Genomic DNA, 19020 nt, shown 5'->3' with positions numbered 1-19020 from the left:
AAATCTAGCATTTTAATAGGAATAACTCACTATCCACATCGGCTTTAAGTCAAGATTATGACAAAAAAAATGATATTCATCACATTTTACGCTTGAGTAAGCGCTCAACATTAACTTTCTGATAATAAATAAAATACAGCAAGCAACAATAAGATGGTAATCGATAAAACTGCACGGCATAACACCTAACAAAACACTGTTGCTACTCAAAAATCCCCTAAAAAGGCAAATAAAATTTTGTATATTTACCGTTCATAAAATTTTATTGCAATGCCTTACCAACCAGACAAGACAGACCTTAAAATTCTTAAGCTGCTGCAAGAAAATGGCCGCATCACGAATCTTCAATTAGCTACCAGCATCGGTTTATCGCCGGCACCCACTTTGGAGCGTGTACGTAAGTTGGAAAATTCAGGCTTTATAAAAAGCTACCACGCTTTTGTAGATGAAGAAAAACTAGGTTTAGGCATTAAATCATTTATTCAAATCAGCTTGGATTTCCATACGCAAGATGCTATACCACGTTTTGTAAGTGCGGTATTGGAAATTCCTGAAGTGACGGAATGTCATCACGTAACCGGAAACTGCGATTTCATTCTGAAAGTTTACGTGAAAGACATTAAAGCGTATGAAGGCGTTATTATGGAAAAGATTACCAAAATCCCATACGTGAAGACCTTCCAAACGATGGTAATCATGTCGACCAGCAAAAAGGAACCAATCGTCCCGTTACAATATTAAGTTAGTATTTCCGCTATGCACACCTTTGATGATCTCGCTATCATACTCACTTGGCCGGATGCCACCATTCGGGGTGATGAGAAATGGATGATGTTTTTCAAAAAAATTGGGTTAGTAAAGAATCTAAATTTTAAGGTTGGACATACCGGAGTTGTGATTGTAGAGCGCGCTACCGGGCATATGCGCTTTTACGATTTCGGTCGATACATATCTCCTCGAGGATACGGCCGCGCACGTTCGCAGGATTCTGATCCCCGGTTGGAAATTACGATTAAAGCACAGGTGAAAGCAAACGAAATCGTTAATCTGGAGCAGATAATTACGTATTTCGAGAACCTAAAATCGGCGATGTATGGAGAAGGTCGGTTGTATTTTTCCATAGCAAAGAACGTGAATTATGTTGCGGCAAAACAGTTTGGCGATCATTGGGTAGAGAAAGGCACCTATCCCTATGGCGCGGTTGCGCGCCGAAACAATAACTGTTCAAGGTTTATTACGCGCATGCTGATGCGCGCCTCCGCTTGCTATCATTATTGGCACGGCATCAATCTTCCCGAAACGATTAAAGCAAGTCCGATTAGCAACGTGGTAAATGCCGTATGCGACCGCATGATTTATTCTTTTGATCCACAAAATGGACTTCGCCATTTCCGCATGAATAGATGGAAATCGTTTTGGTTCTTGGTGAAGCAATTGGGCGATAATGTTTCTCAATCAAAATCGGATCTTTTGCCGAACGACCAGATTATCGGTGCGGTAGATTTCCGTTCAAAGCCGATCACCATTCCGAAAGATGCGACCTATTTAGGCGGTGTTGGCGATGGTGCTTGGTATGCAGTTACGCATTTAGAAAGCAGACAATTTATTGTCAAGCGGTATACAACCGCCGGGGAATTGGAATATGTTGTGCAAGGAGAATCAACGGTCGATGTCCGTTCAGATCGACCTTGGCAAGTGGTCTACGACAGTCATTTACTCTTTACCCATATTGAGCAAGATGACATTAAAATACGCATCAACCACACCAAACGCTTACAAAATGAAGATTATAAGTTCGAATTGGTTAAGGAATTATATGCTTAAAGCTTAAACCTGCCAATCAATTGGCGTTTCTCCTTGTTGTCGCAAATAATCATTTGTTTTGGAGAAGGGCTTCGATCCAAAGAATCCACGGTAAACCGATAATGGAGACGGATGTACCGAAGTAAGCACCAAATGCTTGTTCTGATCAATTAAAGCGGATTTTTTAATCGCATAACTTCCCCACAAAATAAACACTACGCCCTTGCGTTCGGCAGAAATCGATTGAATGATGGAATCGGTAAACTGTTCCCAACCTCTTTTTTGGTGCGACGCGGCTTCATGAGCGCGAACTGTCAAGGTAGCATTCAAAAGCAATACGCCTTGCTCCGCCCATTTCGTTAAATCGCCGGAAGTTGGATAAGTAAACCCTGGAATATCGGTAACCAATTCGCTGTAGATGTTTTTTAAGGATGGGGGCAGTGCTATTCCTGAAGGAACAGAAAAAGATAATCCATGCGCTTGCCCCACATTATGATACGGATCTTGACCCAAAATCACCACCTTCACATTCGGCAACGGGGTTAGTCTGAACGCATTAAAAACGAATTCCTCAGGAGGGAAAACGGTAGCTGCACGACGTTCTTGTTGCACAAACTGCGATAGCGCTCGCATTTGAGGTTGTTCAAATAACTTTTTGAAGATTGGCTCCCAGCTCTCATCGTATCTTTTCGGCATATTCAAATGTACAATTTTCGTCTAAATGTGGCATACAAATTGGATACCAGTATTAATTATCGGATATTTGCACTTTAAAAAGAAATCCACATTATGTCGAATTTAATACGCATTATCATAGCCAGTGTAATGGTTCTTGGCACAGCTACATTGTTCTGGTTTGGACTTTGGGGCTGGGGAATTTTGGCTGTTCTAGTAACTATCCTGACTTGGGTAACGGTATTTTTCAACGAGAAAATGCTTCTTACACAGTGGTTTTTGCGGAAAGAGAATATTGCCAAAGCGGAGCAATGGCTGAAAAGCATTAAAAACTACGAGAAGGAATTGACGCCAGCGCAACACGGTTATTACCACATGTTGCTTGGGCTAATCGAATCGCACCGGGCTCCTTTGCAATCGGAAAAATATTTCAAGAAAGCACTTTCTTTGGGATTGCACATGGATCACAATGTAGCTTTAGCAAAATTGAGTCTTGCCGGCGTAGCGATGGCGAAACGCGATAAACGCGGTGCAGAAAAGTTATTATCGGAAGCGAAAAAAGCCGATAAAAATAAATTGCTCGATGAGCAAATCAAAATGATGAAAGCTCAGATGGGCATGATGGATAAGCAGCAGTTTCGCTATTCGCGCTAACTACAGCTTCACCCGAATTTGCCGAAAGCGACCTGGTTCGCGGCTATCTTCAAAAACAACTTTAACGGCCTGCGGAGGGCCGTTTTCTTTTTTCCATCCCGCTACGCGAAATTTCAACGACGCGGGCTGATCCATAGAAAGCAAATAATTCAAATAGTTCTGACGATCTGCTAGATCAATACTTACTCGCCCCATTTGAATCTGCGTGTACATGTGATCATTCTCCTTTTTATCCACTACCGTGGAGGCATAGGTATTCATTTTAAATTCGCGTTGCTGGCGCAAAGATGAAATCACAAACAAATTGATTTCGGCCGTATCTCCGGACATATTGACCGATTGTACATCAAACTGCAAATCATCTAGAATCAATACCGTTGTATCCTCTTGCGCTGTCGCAAAGAATGGCAAACAAAGTCCCAAGAAGAAAATAATCTTTTTAAACATATTGGAAATTTTAACGTGCAAAAGCACGAAGTTGTTAACGCAAGCGATCCGCCGATTTAATCAATTTTTCATCATTGCGAATTCCACCGATTGCCATCGACAAAAAGATAACAGAAACAGGTAATAGGAAAAAACCAATCCCGATATTATCTGCACGTAGATATTGGTTGTTCGTGGATAAAACATTGTTTGCACTAACGTACATCCAAACGGCGAAAAGCACAATCAGAACCAACTGCAGATAAATCAGTTTCACTTGGCGTTTGCGATCTTTGAAAAGAAAAATCAACACCAAAGGCATCACCGCAATAAAAACGGCGCCAATGCTTTGTAGAATGAACGTATCTTGTTTAACGCTTTCATTGTTTACGGATGTGTAGATACCGGAAACATAAATTTGTTTGCCAAGGCCAACCAAATCAATATAACTGACGTACGGAAAGATAAATAAACCCATCAATACCAAACCTGAAAGCAAGAGCCAAACCGATTGTATACGTTGTATCATAATATAATGTGAAAAAGTGACTGTTCCGACAAATATACTATAAACGCATGGAAGAGCGCTTGGTTTGGTAGAGAAATTAGATGCTGCCTTTATTTTTTGCTTCGATCCAGCGCGACATATATTTTTTTGCTGCAAATTGTTCTTGCGCCAATATATTGCCGAAAATATTTCGTCGGCGATGCTGACTCAAATTTGTTTTTAGCGCATCAACCTTCGCAAGAAATTGTTGTTGAGCATTTCCGTCCGCTAACAAATTATGCAGCGCGCCATGGATTAAGCTTTGCTTCGCTTCCCAATTCGACTTATTTTGGTACAAATTGGCTACCGCCGTCGCAAATTTTTGCACATCATCCGCGATCGCTCCCGGCCATTGCTCCGCACCCATCGCTTCCGCCCCGATGCTGGAACTGACCGAGGGCGTTGCGCTTTGCATAGCATCCACGAACTTCCCTTTTAACCCTGCGCCGAAAGGAATCGGCGCCACCAATAAGCGATACTGCTGCAAGGTTTGCACCGCATCATCAGCTCGCCCTTTGATAAGAAAACCTTCGGCAGGTTTGTGCAGTTGATCCACTTTTTGTGATGCGTATGCACCGTAAATATGCAATTCAACGTGCGGAAGTTGCTGACGAATTGCTGGCCAATATTCATTTTTCAATGCCTGAACTGTTTTCCAGTTGGGTTCGTGCAAGAAATTACCAATAAATGCTACGTGTTGCCGTTCGTCGAAACTTGGAAACGCACTTAGATGATCGGCCGAGTCGTGATTCGCGAAAAATGGCAGATAATAAAGTAAAGAATCGGGGACGTTCAATTGCTCTGTCAGCAAACGACATTCCGCTTCGGAAATAATCAACGAAAGATCGCAGCGATAAATGGAAGCCAATTCCCGCCAAGCGGTCGGCGTGTACAACATATCGTCGGACCATGGCAATCCTTGTTTGTTCGCATCCTGCCTTGCTAATCGCAGAAAATGCAAATCTTCGGTGTCCAGAACACGTAATGCTTCCGGACATTGTTCCGCAACGCGCCATCCAAATTGCTCTTCGACCATAAAACGGTCGAAAAGCACGATATCCGGATCAAGCGCTTTCACAAAAACATCAAACGATGCATCATTCAACAAAATATCCTGACAAATAATTCCTAATTGATCTAGTTGATGGCTGAATGGCGATCGTGTTGCGGCGCAACCAAAGTGCACTTCAAAATCATGGTCGACAAATAATTTAAGCAGTTGAAGCATACGCCAACCGGCGGCAGAAGAAGTGGGCTCTGGCCAAACCTGACCGATTACGAATAGCTTTTTGCGCGACATAACGCAAGTTAGGATATTTAATCTTGGTAGTTTTAATTTTAGTAAATTTGTGGAAACGACATCACTATGTTAGGATTGAAATTATTGACGGATCCACGCTGGGCAAACATCGCGGAATCGAACTTAGAAGAGATATTGACGGATCACGCTTGGTGTGAGCAAAAAGCCGCTTCCAATGCGATCTCACTAATTACGCAAAACTCAGAACATGAAGATTTAGTACACGAATTGACCGCGATTGCGATCGAGGAAATGCAACATTTTCAAATGGTAATCGATATTATTCAAGAACGTGGTTACACGTTAGGTCGAGAACGCAAAGATGATTATGTGGGTCGATTGATGAAGTTTTCGAAGAAAGATGGATCGCGGAATCAAGCGTTTATCGATCGTTTGCTGTTTGCTGCGATGATTGAGGCAAGAAGTTGCGAGCGTTTTCGCGTACTTTCCAAAAATTTGGAAGATGAAAAATTGGCTCAGTTTTACCATGATTTGATGGTTTCGGAAGCGAATCATTATACCACATTTTTGAATTTTGCCCGCAAATACACAGAAGGTGTCGATGTGGAAAAACGTTGGCAAGAATGGCTGGCATTTGAGGGAGAATTGATTCAAAGTTACGGTACAAAAGAACATATTCACGGTTAACGTATTTACCTAAAAAAGAACCACGATGGAATTAGGAATTGGCATGTTCGGCGACTTGCAAATAGATGCAAAAACTGGGCAGATACAAGCACCGCAGCAGCGTTTGCAAGAGATTTTAGAAGAAATAAAATTGATGGACGAAGTCGGCATTGATATTTTCGGTATGGGCGAACATCACCGCGAGGATTATGCAGTCGCATCTCCAGAGATTATTCTTGCGGCAGCAGCATCCGTTACCAAACGTATTAAATTAGGAAGTGCCGTTTCGGTGATCAGTTCCAGCGATCCGGTAAAATTATATCAGGATTTCGCAACGGTGGATTTGTTGTCCAATGGCCGTGCTGAAATTATGGCTGGTCGTGGATCGTTTATTGAATCGTTTCCACTTTTTGGATACGATTTAAAAGATTACAGCTCGCTTTTCACAGAAAAATTAAACTTGCTGTTGCAAATTAATAACAACGAAACCGTGAATTGGACTGGAAAACATCGCGCTTCGTTGATCAATCAACCGATCTTCCCACGTGCCCAACGCAAATTGCCTATTTGGGTGGCAGTTGGAGGAACAACGGAATCCGTGATTCGCGCCGGAAAACTCGGATTGCCTGTTATGTTCGCGATTATCGGCGGTTCTTACGCCAGTTTTCAATCGTTATTTGAAGTTTACGAACAAGCCTATACAGATGCTGGTCACGATATGGCGAATTACCAAGTCGGCGTACATATGCATGCATTCTTCGGCGAAAATAATCAAGCAGTCGGGGAATGGTATTATCCGTTTTACGCGCAGCAAATGAATCGAATTGGCGCTTCGCGCGGATGGCCTCCGTACCAACGCTCGCAGTATGATTATGGACGCTCGACGCACGGACATTTATTGGTTAGCGATGCGAATCAGGCAGCGGACAAGATTCTACAGATTAAGGAAACATTTGGATTAACGCGTTTTGCTGCTCACATGGACGTTGGCAGTCCGGATCACGCACAGATGATGAAATCCATTGAAACATACGGAACGCAAATTATTCCGCAAGTAAAGAAGGCACTACAATCGTAGTGCCTTTGGTAATGTATTATTCGCTTTTCTTTACGCCTAGTTATCTTTCTCAAATCGATAGGTTCTACCATTTTGAACCAATACGAAGGCACCATCAGTCGGCTCGAATTTCAGCACAATTCCGGCCATATCGAATTTAAATTCATCTTTTGCCTTACCGTCCAATGGAAAAGCGGATTGTCCTGTCGCTTGCGCATATAAAACACCTTCTTTTTGAGTGATACTTATTTTCAACGGCATATCCTTAGATGAATAGTTTCCAACATATTGATCCAAATCTGCAGGATCATATACATAATTCGAGAACGAAGGCATATCATAGTTCTTTCCAAATACGACAGAAAGAACAACCTCGGAAATCAGCTTGTTACCGAAATTATCACCATTGGATACTAAAGCGTAAGAAATTTTCTCATCTGGAAAATTGACCAACAAAGAACTAAAACCATCAATTCCACCTGTGTGTCCGAGGCCAACTTTACCCGCATAGGGCAAACGTATCAGTCCTAGTCCATACGACTGAACCATTTCGCTCATTGCCGTTAGGCTCTCTTTCGAAAGTAATTCTCCGGCAAACAGCGCATCCGCGAATTTAGTGAGGTCTGTAGCGGTAGAAACGATAGCGCCTGCTCCTAATGGAATACTCATATCCGTTTCTGTTTCCTGCTTCCATCCGTTCGCAAACCGGTAGGATTTACTCTCTCGATTGGCTACATTTATTTTGCCTCCCAAATAGGTATCATTCAGATCAAGCGGGTTGGTGATATATTCTTTAACCAATTCTCCATAAGGCTTTTTAAAAACTGATTGTAGGATAAACGTCAGCAAAACGTAGTTCGAATTGCTGTAGCTAAACTTACTATTCGGTTTAAAATCGCTGCCACCATCTTCAATAATCTTGATCAATTCGCTTTCAGATTTTGGCTTGCTTAGCCAGCTTGGATACGATGGATCATCCGTGAAACTGTGAATTCCGCTACGATGGCTAAGCAGCTGCCGAATCGTTATGCTATCTGCATTTGTGATCGTGGGGAAAAACGATGATATCGTTTGGTCAAGCTCCACCTTTCCTTGTTCCACGGCTTTCATAATCAGTACCGCCGTAAAAGTTTTGGAGATCGAGCCAATTCTGTATTTCGTCAATTCTTCCCCGCGCAGACTGCTTTCTACATCGGCGTACCCGACTGACCGAGCATATAATATTTGTCCATTTTTAGAAACCGCAACATTTCCCATGAATTTTTGGTGAACTTCAAGAGAATCAAATAGCGTATTTAATGAGCTGGTATCTATTTGCTGCGAAAATAAAGGATTAAAGCAGAGGAAAAATGCAAAAACTGACGAAGTTAAGGATGTGCGCTTTAAAAAGGTCATATCAAGTTAAGTTGAATAATTACAGATTAATATGTCCTAAAGATAGGGTTTTACACCTAAACAGGATTATAACAAACAGGATATAAGCCGTTATTAATTTATTAACCATCAGATTTAAGCCTTTAATCATGCATCAAACTTTGAACTTAACAAGCGCTTTTGAACATTGAAATCAGTAGGAAACATTTCTGAACCACATCCATTATGGAAATCCGTAAAAATTTTACTAAATTTCGGAATATATTGGACACATGAAAGACAAAACTACAGCAGCGATCTTAGCTTTTTTTCTCGGGGGATTCGGAGTACATAGATTCTATTTAGGACAGGGAGGTTTAGGTTTTTTATACCTTTTATTCTTTTGGACATTCATTCCATTAATCGTTTCCTTTATCGACTTCATCATATTCCTAACGATGAGCAAAGAGAGCTTCGATTTAAAATATAATTCTGTGTATGCTTTAGGCGCACAATTAAATAACCAAGTTGTCAATAATTTTAGTCCAACAATCCAAAATGTCCCGGCGGAAAAGGATATTATGTTGGAAATAGAACGATTGCATTCTTTAAAAGAAAGAGGAATTATCACGCAGACCGATTTCGACGAAGCAAAACGGAAACTTCTTTAAACAACCCTACTCCCTCCAAACCGTCTTCTTGGCTTTCAAGGCTTCTTTCCAATTGTATGGAAATATTGCCTTTTCGTCATTTGATATTGCAACAATTGTTCCCTTTATGGCTTCCTGGATGGATTTTGGCGCGTCGTAGAACGCGGGATCGATGTTGGTGTGTCGTTCGTCGTCAAGAATGCCATTTTGATGGCGGATGTGGTAAAAAACATCTTTGTGTTGAACAGTGATTATTACTCGGCCGTCGTCGGTACCGTTGAGGGCGGACGTGCCGTAAACAAGAATAGGATCAATAATGCCATCCTTATCAAGATCGTCGAAGGATGCGTATTTCGTCCAAAACCAAATCGACTCCTCTTCGCTTTCGTTTCCTAAAATCTGATCGGATAGCTCGCCGTTCTTCTTCAAAAAGACTTCTCCCGCGTTGAATAGGAAAGCCTGGATTTTGTTGTTCGCAACATCGCCGTTGCTATCTTGTGCATCTTTGCTTTCGGTCAATACACAGAAATGTTTCCCCGATTCGTCAACGTAGCTATAAACGCGAAAAACAGGAAAACGAATTCCGTGCTCGGCTTTTACCGAAGAAGGAAAAAGTTTTTCCACTTCTTCCGAAGCAAGAACGCTCGCGCGAACCGATTTGTCCTGCGCAAGCGTTCTTGTAGCGCACCATAATAGTGCATATAAAATTAAGATGTAACGTATATTCATGGTTGACCGAAAGTAGATACTTCTACTCAAATCTACTAAAAATACGTTTTGATCAGATAACGATTGATACTACTTCACAATACCGCCAAAACTACGATCATACTGAACACGTGGAGCACTTACTCCGTTCATAAATGCTCGTTTTGTCGCATCATTTTCATGAAATCTCCAATCGGTTTCCTTATCAATGTTGAACCAAACAATCGACATAATTTTCGGAAAGTTTCGTTGCAACTGCAGGAACATATCGTTGATCCAAGCGACCTTATCTCCACCTTCCGACGAACAACCCATTTCCGCAATCAATATCGGTTTATCCGGATGGTTGGTTTCAATCCATTTATATAAGTTGCCGAAAGTTTGGGAGAAGCTTCCCCATTTCGACCAATCTTGCGATGTGCCAAAATTGTAGCCATCCATTCCAATAATATCAACAAATGCATCTCCCGGATAATACGTATCCAAAGTTTGCGGGTTCTTGCCTCCGTTTTCATTGTTCGGTGCCCAAATCCAAACCAAATTCGTTGCGCCCGCTTGCGTCAATTTATCGTGCACGTATTTGAATCCTTTCACATAAGTGGCTGCTGGAACAACTTGATCATTCATCACGCTCCACGGATACCAATCTCCATTAAACTCATGCGCAAAACGAAACAAAATCGGCTTACCGAAAGCTTTAATTGCGTTTGCGTATGCTGTCAAATCCGCATCGTATTTGCCGGATAAGATCTCATCCATTCCCATAAACGGCTCCAATGTAACAAACGGCGTGAAACCATTTGCATCTGCTTGCTGACAGAATGAAGTTGGAAAAGTACGGTCGCCATCGGCATACCAACCATCGAACATCATGTGTGTGCTTGGCTTGGTTCCCAAACCTTCGTAAAAAGAAGTTGGTGTGCCAGCATCGTCAAAAAATCCCCAAAAGAATGGCGTTGCTGCGTTCGCTGTTTCTTGGATTGGCAACACGATGGTTTGTGTTTGTCCGCCGAAGCTCAATGTGAACGTCGCATTTCCTGCCGCCGAAGGCGTGCCGTTAATGGCGAAACTTAAATGTCCAAGTCCATTTTTCAATTCGCCTGCTTTTAGTTTCGCAGATAATCCGGTTACTCCGGTGGAAGCAATCGATTCGCCTTCCGAATAGGTAGCACCATTTCCGCCAGAATATGGAATGTATAACTCACCTTCGTAAGCTTCATTGGCTACGATTGCCTTCGGTGTTAAGGTTTGCCAATCTGCATTTAACGCTGCAATGGCAGGTAAAGAGTTCGGTGCAGTGTCGCTTTTGCTACAAAATGAAAACAAAAAGCACATTAACGAAAGGCAAAAAGCATTTAAAAAATATTGTCTAAACATCATATATCGTTATTTAAAGTATTCTCCTGATTAAAAGTTGCTGTTTATTTGATGAACATCACATCGTCGAAATACACCGTTTCATCGTTCGGCACATTCCAGTTATTTAGTCTCCATCCGAATTTTCGGAAAGAGCTTCCTTTGCTCCACATTGGTGTTGCCGAGGTTTTGCCAATTGGAATTTTATAGAATGTCCATTCCGGACCGACCACGATTGCAGCTCCGGCAAAATCATTTCCGTAACCAGCAGGCATACCATCGCCCATTAACGACATTTGGATTCCTCCGTTATTGTTTCCGTTTGTTGTGCTTTTCGCCCAGAACACAATGTACTCATACCCCTGATCGATAAATCCAGCATTGTTGATTAAACCTCCCGGCGAATAGTTGTTTCCGAAATAGGTGATTGCCAAAGAACTAGTGCCACGACGTTTTGTGGTTGTACTCACACTCTGTCTTGAACCATAATCGTCTCCATCGGTATTTGCTGCAACGCCTTCACCGTAAGCATCCGCAAAAACTTGCAATGCCTGATCGATGTTGAAGATTTCAAATGCAGATTTTGTTGTACCAAATGGCGTAACCAAATCGATTGTTCCACGTGTAAACGCACCCAATTCCGGCATTTCCACGGTGATGCTGTTTGCTGATTGATTAGTAATCGGAATAGCGATTTCGGTTCCCGTCAATTTCAATTCCGAAACATCTTTCAGGTTCTGACCTTCGATCGTAATGATGGATCCACCACGAACAGCATAATCTGAAACACGTCTAGCAGAAGGAAATAAGCCGGCGATATGCAAATCCACAATCGTTACGGCATTGGATTCATGCAAAGCATATTTGCTTGGATTGCGTAAGCGAACCGCAGCGATCAAATGCTTATCGAAATATTCCGGATTGGTAATCACACTGTTCTGAATCGACAACTGAAAGGTAGCACGTCCGCTTTCCGGCACGTCAATATTTGCAGGTAACTTGAATAGATTTTCCGGCAATGCAATATAGTTTTCGCCTAAAGTTCCTTTGGATATAAGATCATTGATCGTGTCTTTGTCGGAAACAATTTCTACCGAATAAGCACTTGTATGGCTGCCTGACAGCATGACGCCTAGCAAAACATTTGTTGTTCCAGCTTCTGAATCTACAATGTAATTATAGCCGGTCGAACTTTCATAATTGGACGAATTCGGCACGGGAAACAGCGCATTCAGACCCAGCGAAACATTAACGCTTTGCGGCATATATATGCTTGAAATACCATATTCTTTGGCTTGGTCTTCCTGCTCGCAAGAACTCATAAACATGCCCAACATCAACGCGCATAATCCTGCGCCAAGCTGTTTTATATTGTTTCGTAATTCCATTTTCTTAATCATTTAAAATAGGTTATAACCGAACTTACCATCCTGGATTCTGTGTCAACGTTCCGTTGGAAATTTGAATTTCGCGTTGCGGAAACGGATAATAGTTCATTTTTGGCGCGATGAATTTACGTTGTTGAACTTCCTTGGTTTGATATTGAAAAACACCCGCCGCTGTTTTGCTCACGCTTACTCCAGTGATGGTTTGGTTTTGAACCGTTGCAGCATCTCCCCAACGAACCACATCCCAGTAGCGATAATTCTCAAAGGCAAGTTCTACTTGACGTTCTCCTTTTATCGCGGAGCGCATTTGTTCTTTTCCCGCAGCCACTACCGCCGGCATTTCCACCGATGGTCGAGAGCGCACCAAATTGACAGCTTCGCGTGCTGTCCATGTCTGTCCATTGGATTGATCCGGTCCGTAGGCTTCATTCATCGCTTCCGCATAGGTCAACACTAATTCCGCGTAGCGGAAAATCGGCCAATGATGCGTATTGGTAGCATTATTAATTAAATCCACCTGATCGTTTACGAACTTTTTCAAATAATATCCCGTTCTACTTGCATTCTGTCTTCGCGCATCATCCGATTGACCAGCCGATTGATCGATAATTCGACCATTCCAATTGCTTCCGTTGGTGACGATGCTCATTTCCAAACGAGGATCTCTGTTTGCGTAAGGATTATTTGGATCGGCGGCGCCTTTCCATTCGTATGCGCCAACTAAATTCTGCGTTGGCGTAATTCCGCTATTTCCGCCAGCCGTTCCAATTGGATAATTAGCACGCTCCAACGCATTATCTGGATCAAAACGCACCGCCATAATGGTTTCTGCACTGGTCAGTGTATTGCTACCTAAAAAGTAATTGCGGTAATTATTATCCAATTGATTGTTTCCGGTTTGACGAGCAAACTCCAAGGCTTCGTTTGCGGCATTCGCGGCAGCAATCCATTTTGCTTGATCGTTGCTCGCATTGTGCAACGGACTGGCTGCATATTGCAACACGCGTGCCTTCAATGCTAAAGCCGCACCTTTGCTAAAGCGACCGTCCTGATTGGCAAAAGCAGACGTTTTCCAGTTTGGCTGCAACGCATTTTGGTAATCGTTGATTTCCTTCACGATGTATGCTGTAACTTCATCGAAAGATGATGCAGCGATTTGTGGAGATGTGTTCGCCGGAAAAGTTTTATTGACCAAAGGCGTTCTTCCATATCTTTTGATCAGCTCGAAATAGTAGTATGCACGGATCACGTGCGCTTCGGCGATTGACCAACCCATCAGCGCGACATCATCTAGAAACGCTTTTCTCGTGTCAACGGTAATCGTATCTCGGTTGACCGCCAATAGCGAACGATAATCGCCATCATGTTTGTCCAAATACTCCAAAAAGTAGTTAACCGCGTTGATGCCAGCGTAGTAATAGCTGTAGCGATCGTCTGGATTATTGAATGGGCTCCAAACGCCATTGTTAAACAAATACACATTGCCCACCGTATTGGTTTGTACTGCTTCATCGCTCACAGGCGCCGACAAATTCCCGTCTAAAGCGGTGAACTCATTGATGTTGCGCATGTAGGCGTATGGTGTGTTGGCCAATTGCTTGATCGTGGTATAGCTACTTTCGATGTTCTCGTCGGTAGGCATCGTATCCAATCGGGTGTCCAAAAAATCTTTCCCACAACTTCCGATCATTATAAGACCGGGAAGCACCCATATTAGTTGATATAATTTAGATAATTTCATGTTGACCGATCCTTAAAAGTGTAACATTACGCCCGCAGTGTACGATTTGACAGCAGGATAGCCTGCCGGCGTTTCTGGGTCGAGTTTATAAGTACGTTGGAAATCCGACCAAACGAACGGATTGACCGCCGTTAGCATAATTTTCGCTTGCTTCAACTTCAGATTTTCGATCCACTGCTGTGGCAAATCGTATTGTAACTGCAATGATCTCAAACGCAGGAAATCTGCATTTTTTATCCAAAAACTGGAATTGATATAGTTGTTTTCGTTAGCTACCGTAGTCAATCTTGGGTAGGTTGCATCGTTGCGATTATCGATTCCTGCTTCCGGATAGTATGCCCACGCATTTTCAGCAACCGGATAAGCGGTTCTGTTTCCTACGAATGGGACGAACAAATCATAAGAAGCACCTAGAAGGTTTACACTTCGGTTCGCAGCACCTTGAAACAATGCCGAAAGAGAAAAGCCTTTGTATCCAACGCGCACATCCCAAGAATAATAGAATTGTGGGTACGTTGAATAACCAATACGACTCATATCGTTGTTATCGATTTGACCATCGCCGTCCAAATCCACGTATTTGATATCTCCAGGTTGTACCGGACCAAATGTTGGTGCAGCAATTCCACTTTTCAAGGAACCATCTGCATTGAAATCTTCCAGTTGATATAGACGATCTGCTGTTAATCCAAATGGCGTTCCGATTGGATTTCCTGTCAGATTAGAAAAAGCATTCTTGTTGGGAACTTCTGCCTGATAATCGATATTGTTTTTTGCGTACGTTCCAGATAATAGGATGCCGTAGCTTACGTCACCAACGCGATCATGGTAACCCAAATTCAGCTCAAATCCGCGGTTCGTTACCTTGCCGATATTTTCCAATGGCAAACGTTCACTCCCTGTGTAGCCCAAGAATCCCGGGATCAAATTGTTTTGCGTGATAATTCCGCTTCGCTTATCATCAAACCATGTTGCTTGTACGTTAACACGATTCCATAACGTTGCATCAACTGAAAGCTCCTTCTTCAAACTTTCTTCCGCAATAATTCCTGGCGATGCAATTCTTCCTAACTGCAAACCTCCGTTGTAGATCAAATTGTTTACACCTGTCAAAATACCGCCAGCCTGCTGGTAGTATTGTTGATAGAGGTATCTGCCTTGCAAGGTTTGATCGTTCGCCGATTTACCGATTGATGCATATACATTTAAGTCATCAAGCCAAGAAACATCTGATAGAAACGATTCATTAGAAACCGTCCAACGGAATCCTGTTGCAGGGTAGAAGCGCCAACGGGATGCCGGAGCATAGTTGTCCGAGCCACTGTAACCAAACGCTAAATCCAAGCTATATCTGTCTTTGAAAGCGTAGTTAGCGCGTGTTCCCAAGTTTTGGAAGCGATGACGAATGTTCGCCGCATTTTCGTTGGCATCCGGAAGCATTTCGCTGGTGTAAAAATTAGTCGCTGCGGAAACGCTATGATCTCCGAATGTACGATCATATCCGGCAATGAAGTTCGTTTGGCGCCATGTAAGTTGTCCGTAAGATTGGCTCGGTCCAAAGTTGATCGATTCGGTACGATCCGCCGTTGCTTGTTGACCATTGAAAAAACGAGCGTAAGAAGCCGTTTTCTCTTGAATAACGCGCGTCCACGTATTAAAGGAAACCGATTGGCTTAAATACAATCCTTTAGTAATCATATCCAAACGTTCGCGCAAGCTAAAATTACCTTGCAACGTGCGCTCATTGCCGCTGTATGTTCCGATTGCGTTCAATTGCGCTACCGGATTGTTCGGATACAAACTGTTTCCCGACCAATTACCTGTAGCAGGATCCGTTATTGGATAAATGCTGTTCGGATAGGTTGTCAGTTCTCGCCAATAATTGTTCGCGTTTTCGAAATTATTCTGGCTCATCGGATGCATATGTCGATCCACGCGTCCGCCCAAATCAATCTTCGCGTCGAAGATATCAAAGAAATGCAAATCGACGTTCGTACGCATGCTGATGCGGCTTAATTGGCTATTGCTGGCAAAGCCAGATGTATTTGGAACATCATACAATCCGCCGTGGTTCATGTAGTCCAAGAACACATAATATTTCGCTGTTTCATCAATACCGCCTTTGAACTGTACGTTCGCATCTGTGTAACGACCAGCATCACGCATTGCTGCGTCTAACCAATCCACATTCGTTCCCGTTCCATTTTGGAAATTCGCTAATTCTTCATTAGAATATTGCGGAGCCCATTGGAATTGATTTCCATTTAACGCGTAGCGATCGTTGCTAATTGCCTGATTAAACAAATTCGCATATTGATAGCTATTCAATGGTTTCAACAAACTGGTAGGTTGCTGAATCCCGGAATGCACGCGCGCTTGGATATCCAACTTATTGTCAGTTGATCGCTTCGTGGTTACCCACAAAATTCCGTTCGCGCCCTTCATGCCGAAAGTTGCTAAGGAAACCGGATCTTTCAACAATCTGACATTCTCAATCTCGCCAGCCGACAGATAACTGAAATACAACGCTATGTCGACTTGAAATCCATCCACATAACAAACTAACGACGACTGATCGTATGTCCCCATACCGCGTACGTACATAGAAGCCTGATCGTAGCCCGGTTGACCGCCGTTTTGCATGGTCATCAAACCGTTCAATCTTCCATACAACGTATTCGTAATATTCGGAACGGTCGTATTCGCCAATGTATCGCCCCAAGTTATGCTGTTTGAATATTTATGTCCACGGTTCCATACAGGCACAATCGATCCATTTTGGTAATGGCTTACGGAATCCTGATCTACCGTTGAGCTTTCTTGCGCTGATACAGACGTTGAACCTAACGCCCAAAGCAGCAAGCACGCAGCTCCTATTTTCTGATAAATGTTATTACTAATCATACACTTAAATCTCTTAATCTTGTTAGGTTTCCGCCTAATAACCTGGATTTTGTAATAAATAACCTTTGTTCACTTCCGACTGCGGGAATGGATTCAGAAATTGTCTTGGATGCCAAAATCCGTTATAACGCACAGACGTCGTATAATCCGTATTTTCCGTCACTTTGGAATCGCCACCGCCATTAAATGCCAAGAAGCGGATCTGACCACCGATAATTCCGGAACCAATGTTCGGATGTTTCCAGTGTTTTAGGTCATTGAAACGGTATTTCTCCTGTATAAACTCGATCGCCCATTCGCGTTGAATAATGCGACGCAATTCATTTTGATCCGTAGTCGTAACGCGCGGCAACCCTGCACGTTGATGGATGACATTCAAGCGATCCAACGCGCGTGTAGTTTCTCCCATTTCATTATAGGCTTCCGCGGCACTTAAATAATATGCCGCAAGGCGGAACAATGGAAAGTCAAACCATTCGCGGCGACCAGCCTGATAATAGAATTTCGTTGGCTGACCGGCTCCAAAGTGATTGACATCTTTAAAGTGTTGATTCATGTGCCATATTGGGTCGCTCGGATTGTTATCTGCTTGCATTTCCCAACCATTGAAATCGGCACGTAAACGCGGTTCCATTTGGCGGAAAGCTTCCAAATAATTGCTGAACGGACGTGTTTCTCCAACAGCCGGCCACGATTGGTTGGTGCCATCCGCTTTATGATATTGCTCCAGCATGCTACTGGACAACACCGCTCCATTTGCTTGATAATGGAAATTAACCACATTGAAAATGTTGTATGGTCCGGCACCGCCGCTCGAAGGAACTTGTTGTTTGAAAGCCAGAATGACTTCCTTGTTGCTTGGCGTCGATGTTGCGTTACCGTAATCGGCCAGCGGATTTCCGGTGTTGATAATCCGTAAACCACCCGCACCTTCCGCTTCTTGGATAACGGCTTCACTTGCTTGTGCAGCCAGATTCCAGCGATTAGCATCGTAACTTCCAAAGCTGATCAAGGCTTCATTTCCGCTCATGGACATATATGGCGTTGCCGAGTTGAACAATGGTCTTGCACCATACATTAAGGCTTTCGCTTTTATAGCCAAAGCTGCACTTTTGGTCATGCGACCTAGCGAAGCTGCTGGCCAAGCCGAAGGCAAGGTTTGCGCTGCAGCATCACACCAGTCGACAATCGAATCGGACACTGCTTGCAAGGTTGCACGCGGAATATTCAATGTTTCCAAATCATTCAACGCAGTTAACGGGAACGCCGTCGGAATGATCGGAACGCCACCGTACATGATGAACATCTGCGTGTAACGATACGCGACCAACATTTGCATTTCTGCTTTGATGATTGCTTTTTGTTCCGCGCTCAAATCCGGAACTAAATCGATGTTTTCTTTTACCAAATAGGCTTTACGAATGCATAGGAAATTGTCGGTGTAACCGTCGTTTCCATAACCACCGTTCGATCCCATATCTTGGCTATTCCAGTTCGGCGTAAAACCACCTCCTTGAATAGCTACCGTTGCAACGTTGCCGGGGTTTTGCACCCAGAATGCTTGACTTCCGGCCAATTGATCATCAGTGTGCGGCGCGTAATAGCCTGTCCAATTCAGACCTTGACGCAAACAAGCATGATATGCTGCTGCAATAGCACCATATGCATTCGTTGCGCGGTTAAAAACCGTATCTACCGTCGGGTTTCCTCCCGGCGGAATTTGTAGAAAATCACGCTGACAAGCAATTTGGGTCAACATGAATAACATCACCGCAAAACCGATGAATGCTCGTAATCCTTTATCTCTTAAATTCTTTCTCATGATCCAATC

At 43.1% G+C, this 19020-nt stretch carries 17 protein-coding genes; 6 read left to right on the top strand and 11 right to left on the bottom strand.

The window, feature by feature from the left end; translation table 11 throughout:
* The first annotated feature begins 270 nt into the window (after window positions 1–270).
* A complete protein-coding gene (locus ACFSQ3_RS05860) occupies window positions 271–741 on the top strand; it encodes an Lrp/AsnC family transcriptional regulator (protein WP_380868377.1) in 471 nt (156 codons plus the stop codon).
* A 15-nt stretch (window positions 742–756) separates the two neighbouring features.
* Window positions 757–1824 carry a DUF6695 family protein gene (locus ACFSQ3_RS05855; protein ID WP_380868375.1) on the top strand — a complete coding sequence of 356 codons (1068 nt, stop codon included), beginning with the start codon at window positions 757–759 and terminating at the stop codon, window positions 1822–1824.
* A 3-nt stretch (window positions 1825–1827) separates the two neighbouring features.
* Here ACFSQ3_RS05855 and ung read toward each other — a convergent pair whose 3' ends face one another.
* Window positions 1828–2499, bottom strand: a complete 672-nt coding sequence (gene ung, locus ACFSQ3_RS05850) for a uracil-DNA glycosylase (RefSeq protein ID WP_380868373.1) — start codon at window positions 2497–2499, stop codon at window positions 1828–1830.
* Between the two features lie 93 nt (window positions 2500–2592).
* Between ung and ACFSQ3_RS05845 the strand changes: the two genes are divergently transcribed.
* On the top strand, window positions 2593–3132 hold the full coding sequence (locus tag ACFSQ3_RS05845) for a DUF2892 domain-containing protein (protein WP_380868372.1): 540 nt from the start codon (window positions 2593–2595) through the stop codon (window positions 3130–3132).
* On the opposite strand, the gene ACFSQ3_RS05840 is transcribed toward ACFSQ3_RS05845, so the two are convergent.
* The 3 genes from ACFSQ3_RS05840 to ACFSQ3_RS05830 form a co-directional block, all read right to left on the bottom strand.
* Complete coding sequence (locus tag ACFSQ3_RS05840) at window positions 3133–3579, bottom strand: hypothetical protein (RefSeq protein ID WP_380868371.1); 447 nt, start codon at window positions 3577–3579, stop codon at window positions 3133–3135.
* 34 nt (window positions 3580–3613) lie between these two features.
* Window positions 3614–4087 carry a DUF4293 domain-containing protein gene (locus ACFSQ3_RS05835; RefSeq protein ID WP_380868369.1) on the bottom strand — a complete coding sequence of 158 codons (474 nt, stop codon included), beginning with the start codon at window positions 4085–4087 and terminating at the stop codon, window positions 3614–3616.
* A 76-nt stretch (window positions 4088–4163) separates the two neighbouring features.
* Window positions 4164–5405: a glycosyltransferase gene (locus ACFSQ3_RS05830; RefSeq protein WP_380868367.1), complete on the bottom strand. Its 1242-nt coding sequence runs from the start codon at window positions 5403–5405 to the stop codon at window positions 4164–4166.
* A 66-nt stretch (window positions 5406–5471) separates the two neighbouring features.
* Here ACFSQ3_RS05830 and miaE point away from each other — a divergent pair, with 66 nt between their 5' ends.
* Together miaE and ACFSQ3_RS05820 are read left to right on the top strand one after the other, a co-directional pair.
* Complete coding sequence (miaE, locus tag ACFSQ3_RS05825) at window positions 5472–6053, top strand: tRNA-(ms[2]io[6]A)-hydroxylase (protein ID WP_380868366.1); 582 nt, start codon at window positions 5472–5474, stop codon at window positions 6051–6053.
* Between the two features lie 25 nt (window positions 6054–6078).
* Window positions 6079–7110, top strand: a complete 1032-nt coding sequence (locus ACFSQ3_RS05820; RefSeq protein ID WP_380868364.1) for an Atu2307/SP_0267 family LLM class monooxygenase — start codon at window positions 6079–6081, stop codon at window positions 7108–7110.
* Between the two features lie 36 nt (window positions 7111–7146).
* Here the strand turns inward: ACFSQ3_RS05820 and ACFSQ3_RS05815 are convergent, their stop codons facing one another.
* Entirely contained in the window at window positions 7147–8484 is a 1338-nt protein-coding gene (locus ACFSQ3_RS05815) for a serine hydrolase domain-containing protein (protein ID WP_380868363.1), read from the bottom strand.
* 251 nt (window positions 8485–8735) lie between these two features.
* Between ACFSQ3_RS05815 and ACFSQ3_RS05810 the strand changes: the two genes are divergently transcribed.
* Window positions 8736–9113 carry an NINE protein gene (locus tag ACFSQ3_RS05810; RefSeq protein WP_380868361.1) on the top strand — a complete coding sequence of 126 codons (378 nt, stop codon included), beginning with the start codon at window positions 8736–8738 and terminating at the stop codon, window positions 9111–9113.
* A 6-nt stretch (window positions 9114–9119) separates the two neighbouring features.
* On the opposite strand, the gene ACFSQ3_RS05805 is transcribed toward ACFSQ3_RS05810, so the two are convergent.
* From ACFSQ3_RS05805 to ACFSQ3_RS05780, 6 genes are all read right to left on the bottom strand, one after another.
* Window positions 9120–9821, bottom strand: a complete 702-nt coding sequence (locus ACFSQ3_RS05805) for a M949_RS01915 family surface polysaccharide biosynthesis protein (protein WP_380868359.1) — start codon at window positions 9819–9821, stop codon at window positions 9120–9122.
* A gap of 69 nt (window positions 9822–9890) precedes the next feature.
* Window positions 9891–11180, bottom strand: a complete 1290-nt coding sequence (locus ACFSQ3_RS05800) for a glycoside hydrolase family 26 protein (RefSeq protein WP_380868357.1) — start codon at window positions 11178–11180, stop codon at window positions 9891–9893.
* A 41-nt stretch (window positions 11181–11221) separates the two neighbouring features.
* Window positions 11222–12544, bottom strand: coding sequence for a BT_3987 domain-containing protein (locus ACFSQ3_RS05795; RefSeq protein ID WP_380868355.1), 1323 nt, complete (start codon window positions 12542–12544; stop codon window positions 11222–11224).
* A 34-nt stretch (window positions 12545–12578) separates the two neighbouring features.
* Window positions 12579–14285, bottom strand: a complete 1707-nt coding sequence (locus ACFSQ3_RS05790; protein ID WP_380868353.1) for a RagB/SusD family nutrient uptake outer membrane protein — start codon at window positions 14283–14285, stop codon at window positions 12579–12581.
* A gap of 12 nt (window positions 14286–14297) precedes the next feature.
* Entirely contained in the window at window positions 14298–17189 is a 2892-nt protein-coding gene (locus ACFSQ3_RS05785) for a SusC/RagA family TonB-linked outer membrane protein (protein ID WP_380868351.1), read from the bottom strand.
* A 34-nt stretch (window positions 17190–17223) separates the two neighbouring features.
* Window positions 17224–19011: a RagB/SusD family nutrient uptake outer membrane protein gene (locus tag ACFSQ3_RS05780; protein ID WP_380868349.1), complete on the bottom strand. Its 1788-nt coding sequence runs from the start codon at window positions 19009–19011 to the stop codon at window positions 17224–17226.
* Window positions 19012–19020: the final 9 nt, after the last annotated feature.

It is taken from the genome of Sphingobacterium corticis, assembly GCF_042684745.1.
Classification (GTDB): domain Bacteria; phylum Bacteroidota; class Bacteroidia; order Sphingobacteriales; family Sphingobacteriaceae; genus Sphingobacterium; species Sphingobacterium corticis.
Note: the sequence above shows the minus strand (reverse complement) of the source record. Positions and strands in the feature narration are given on the sequence as shown.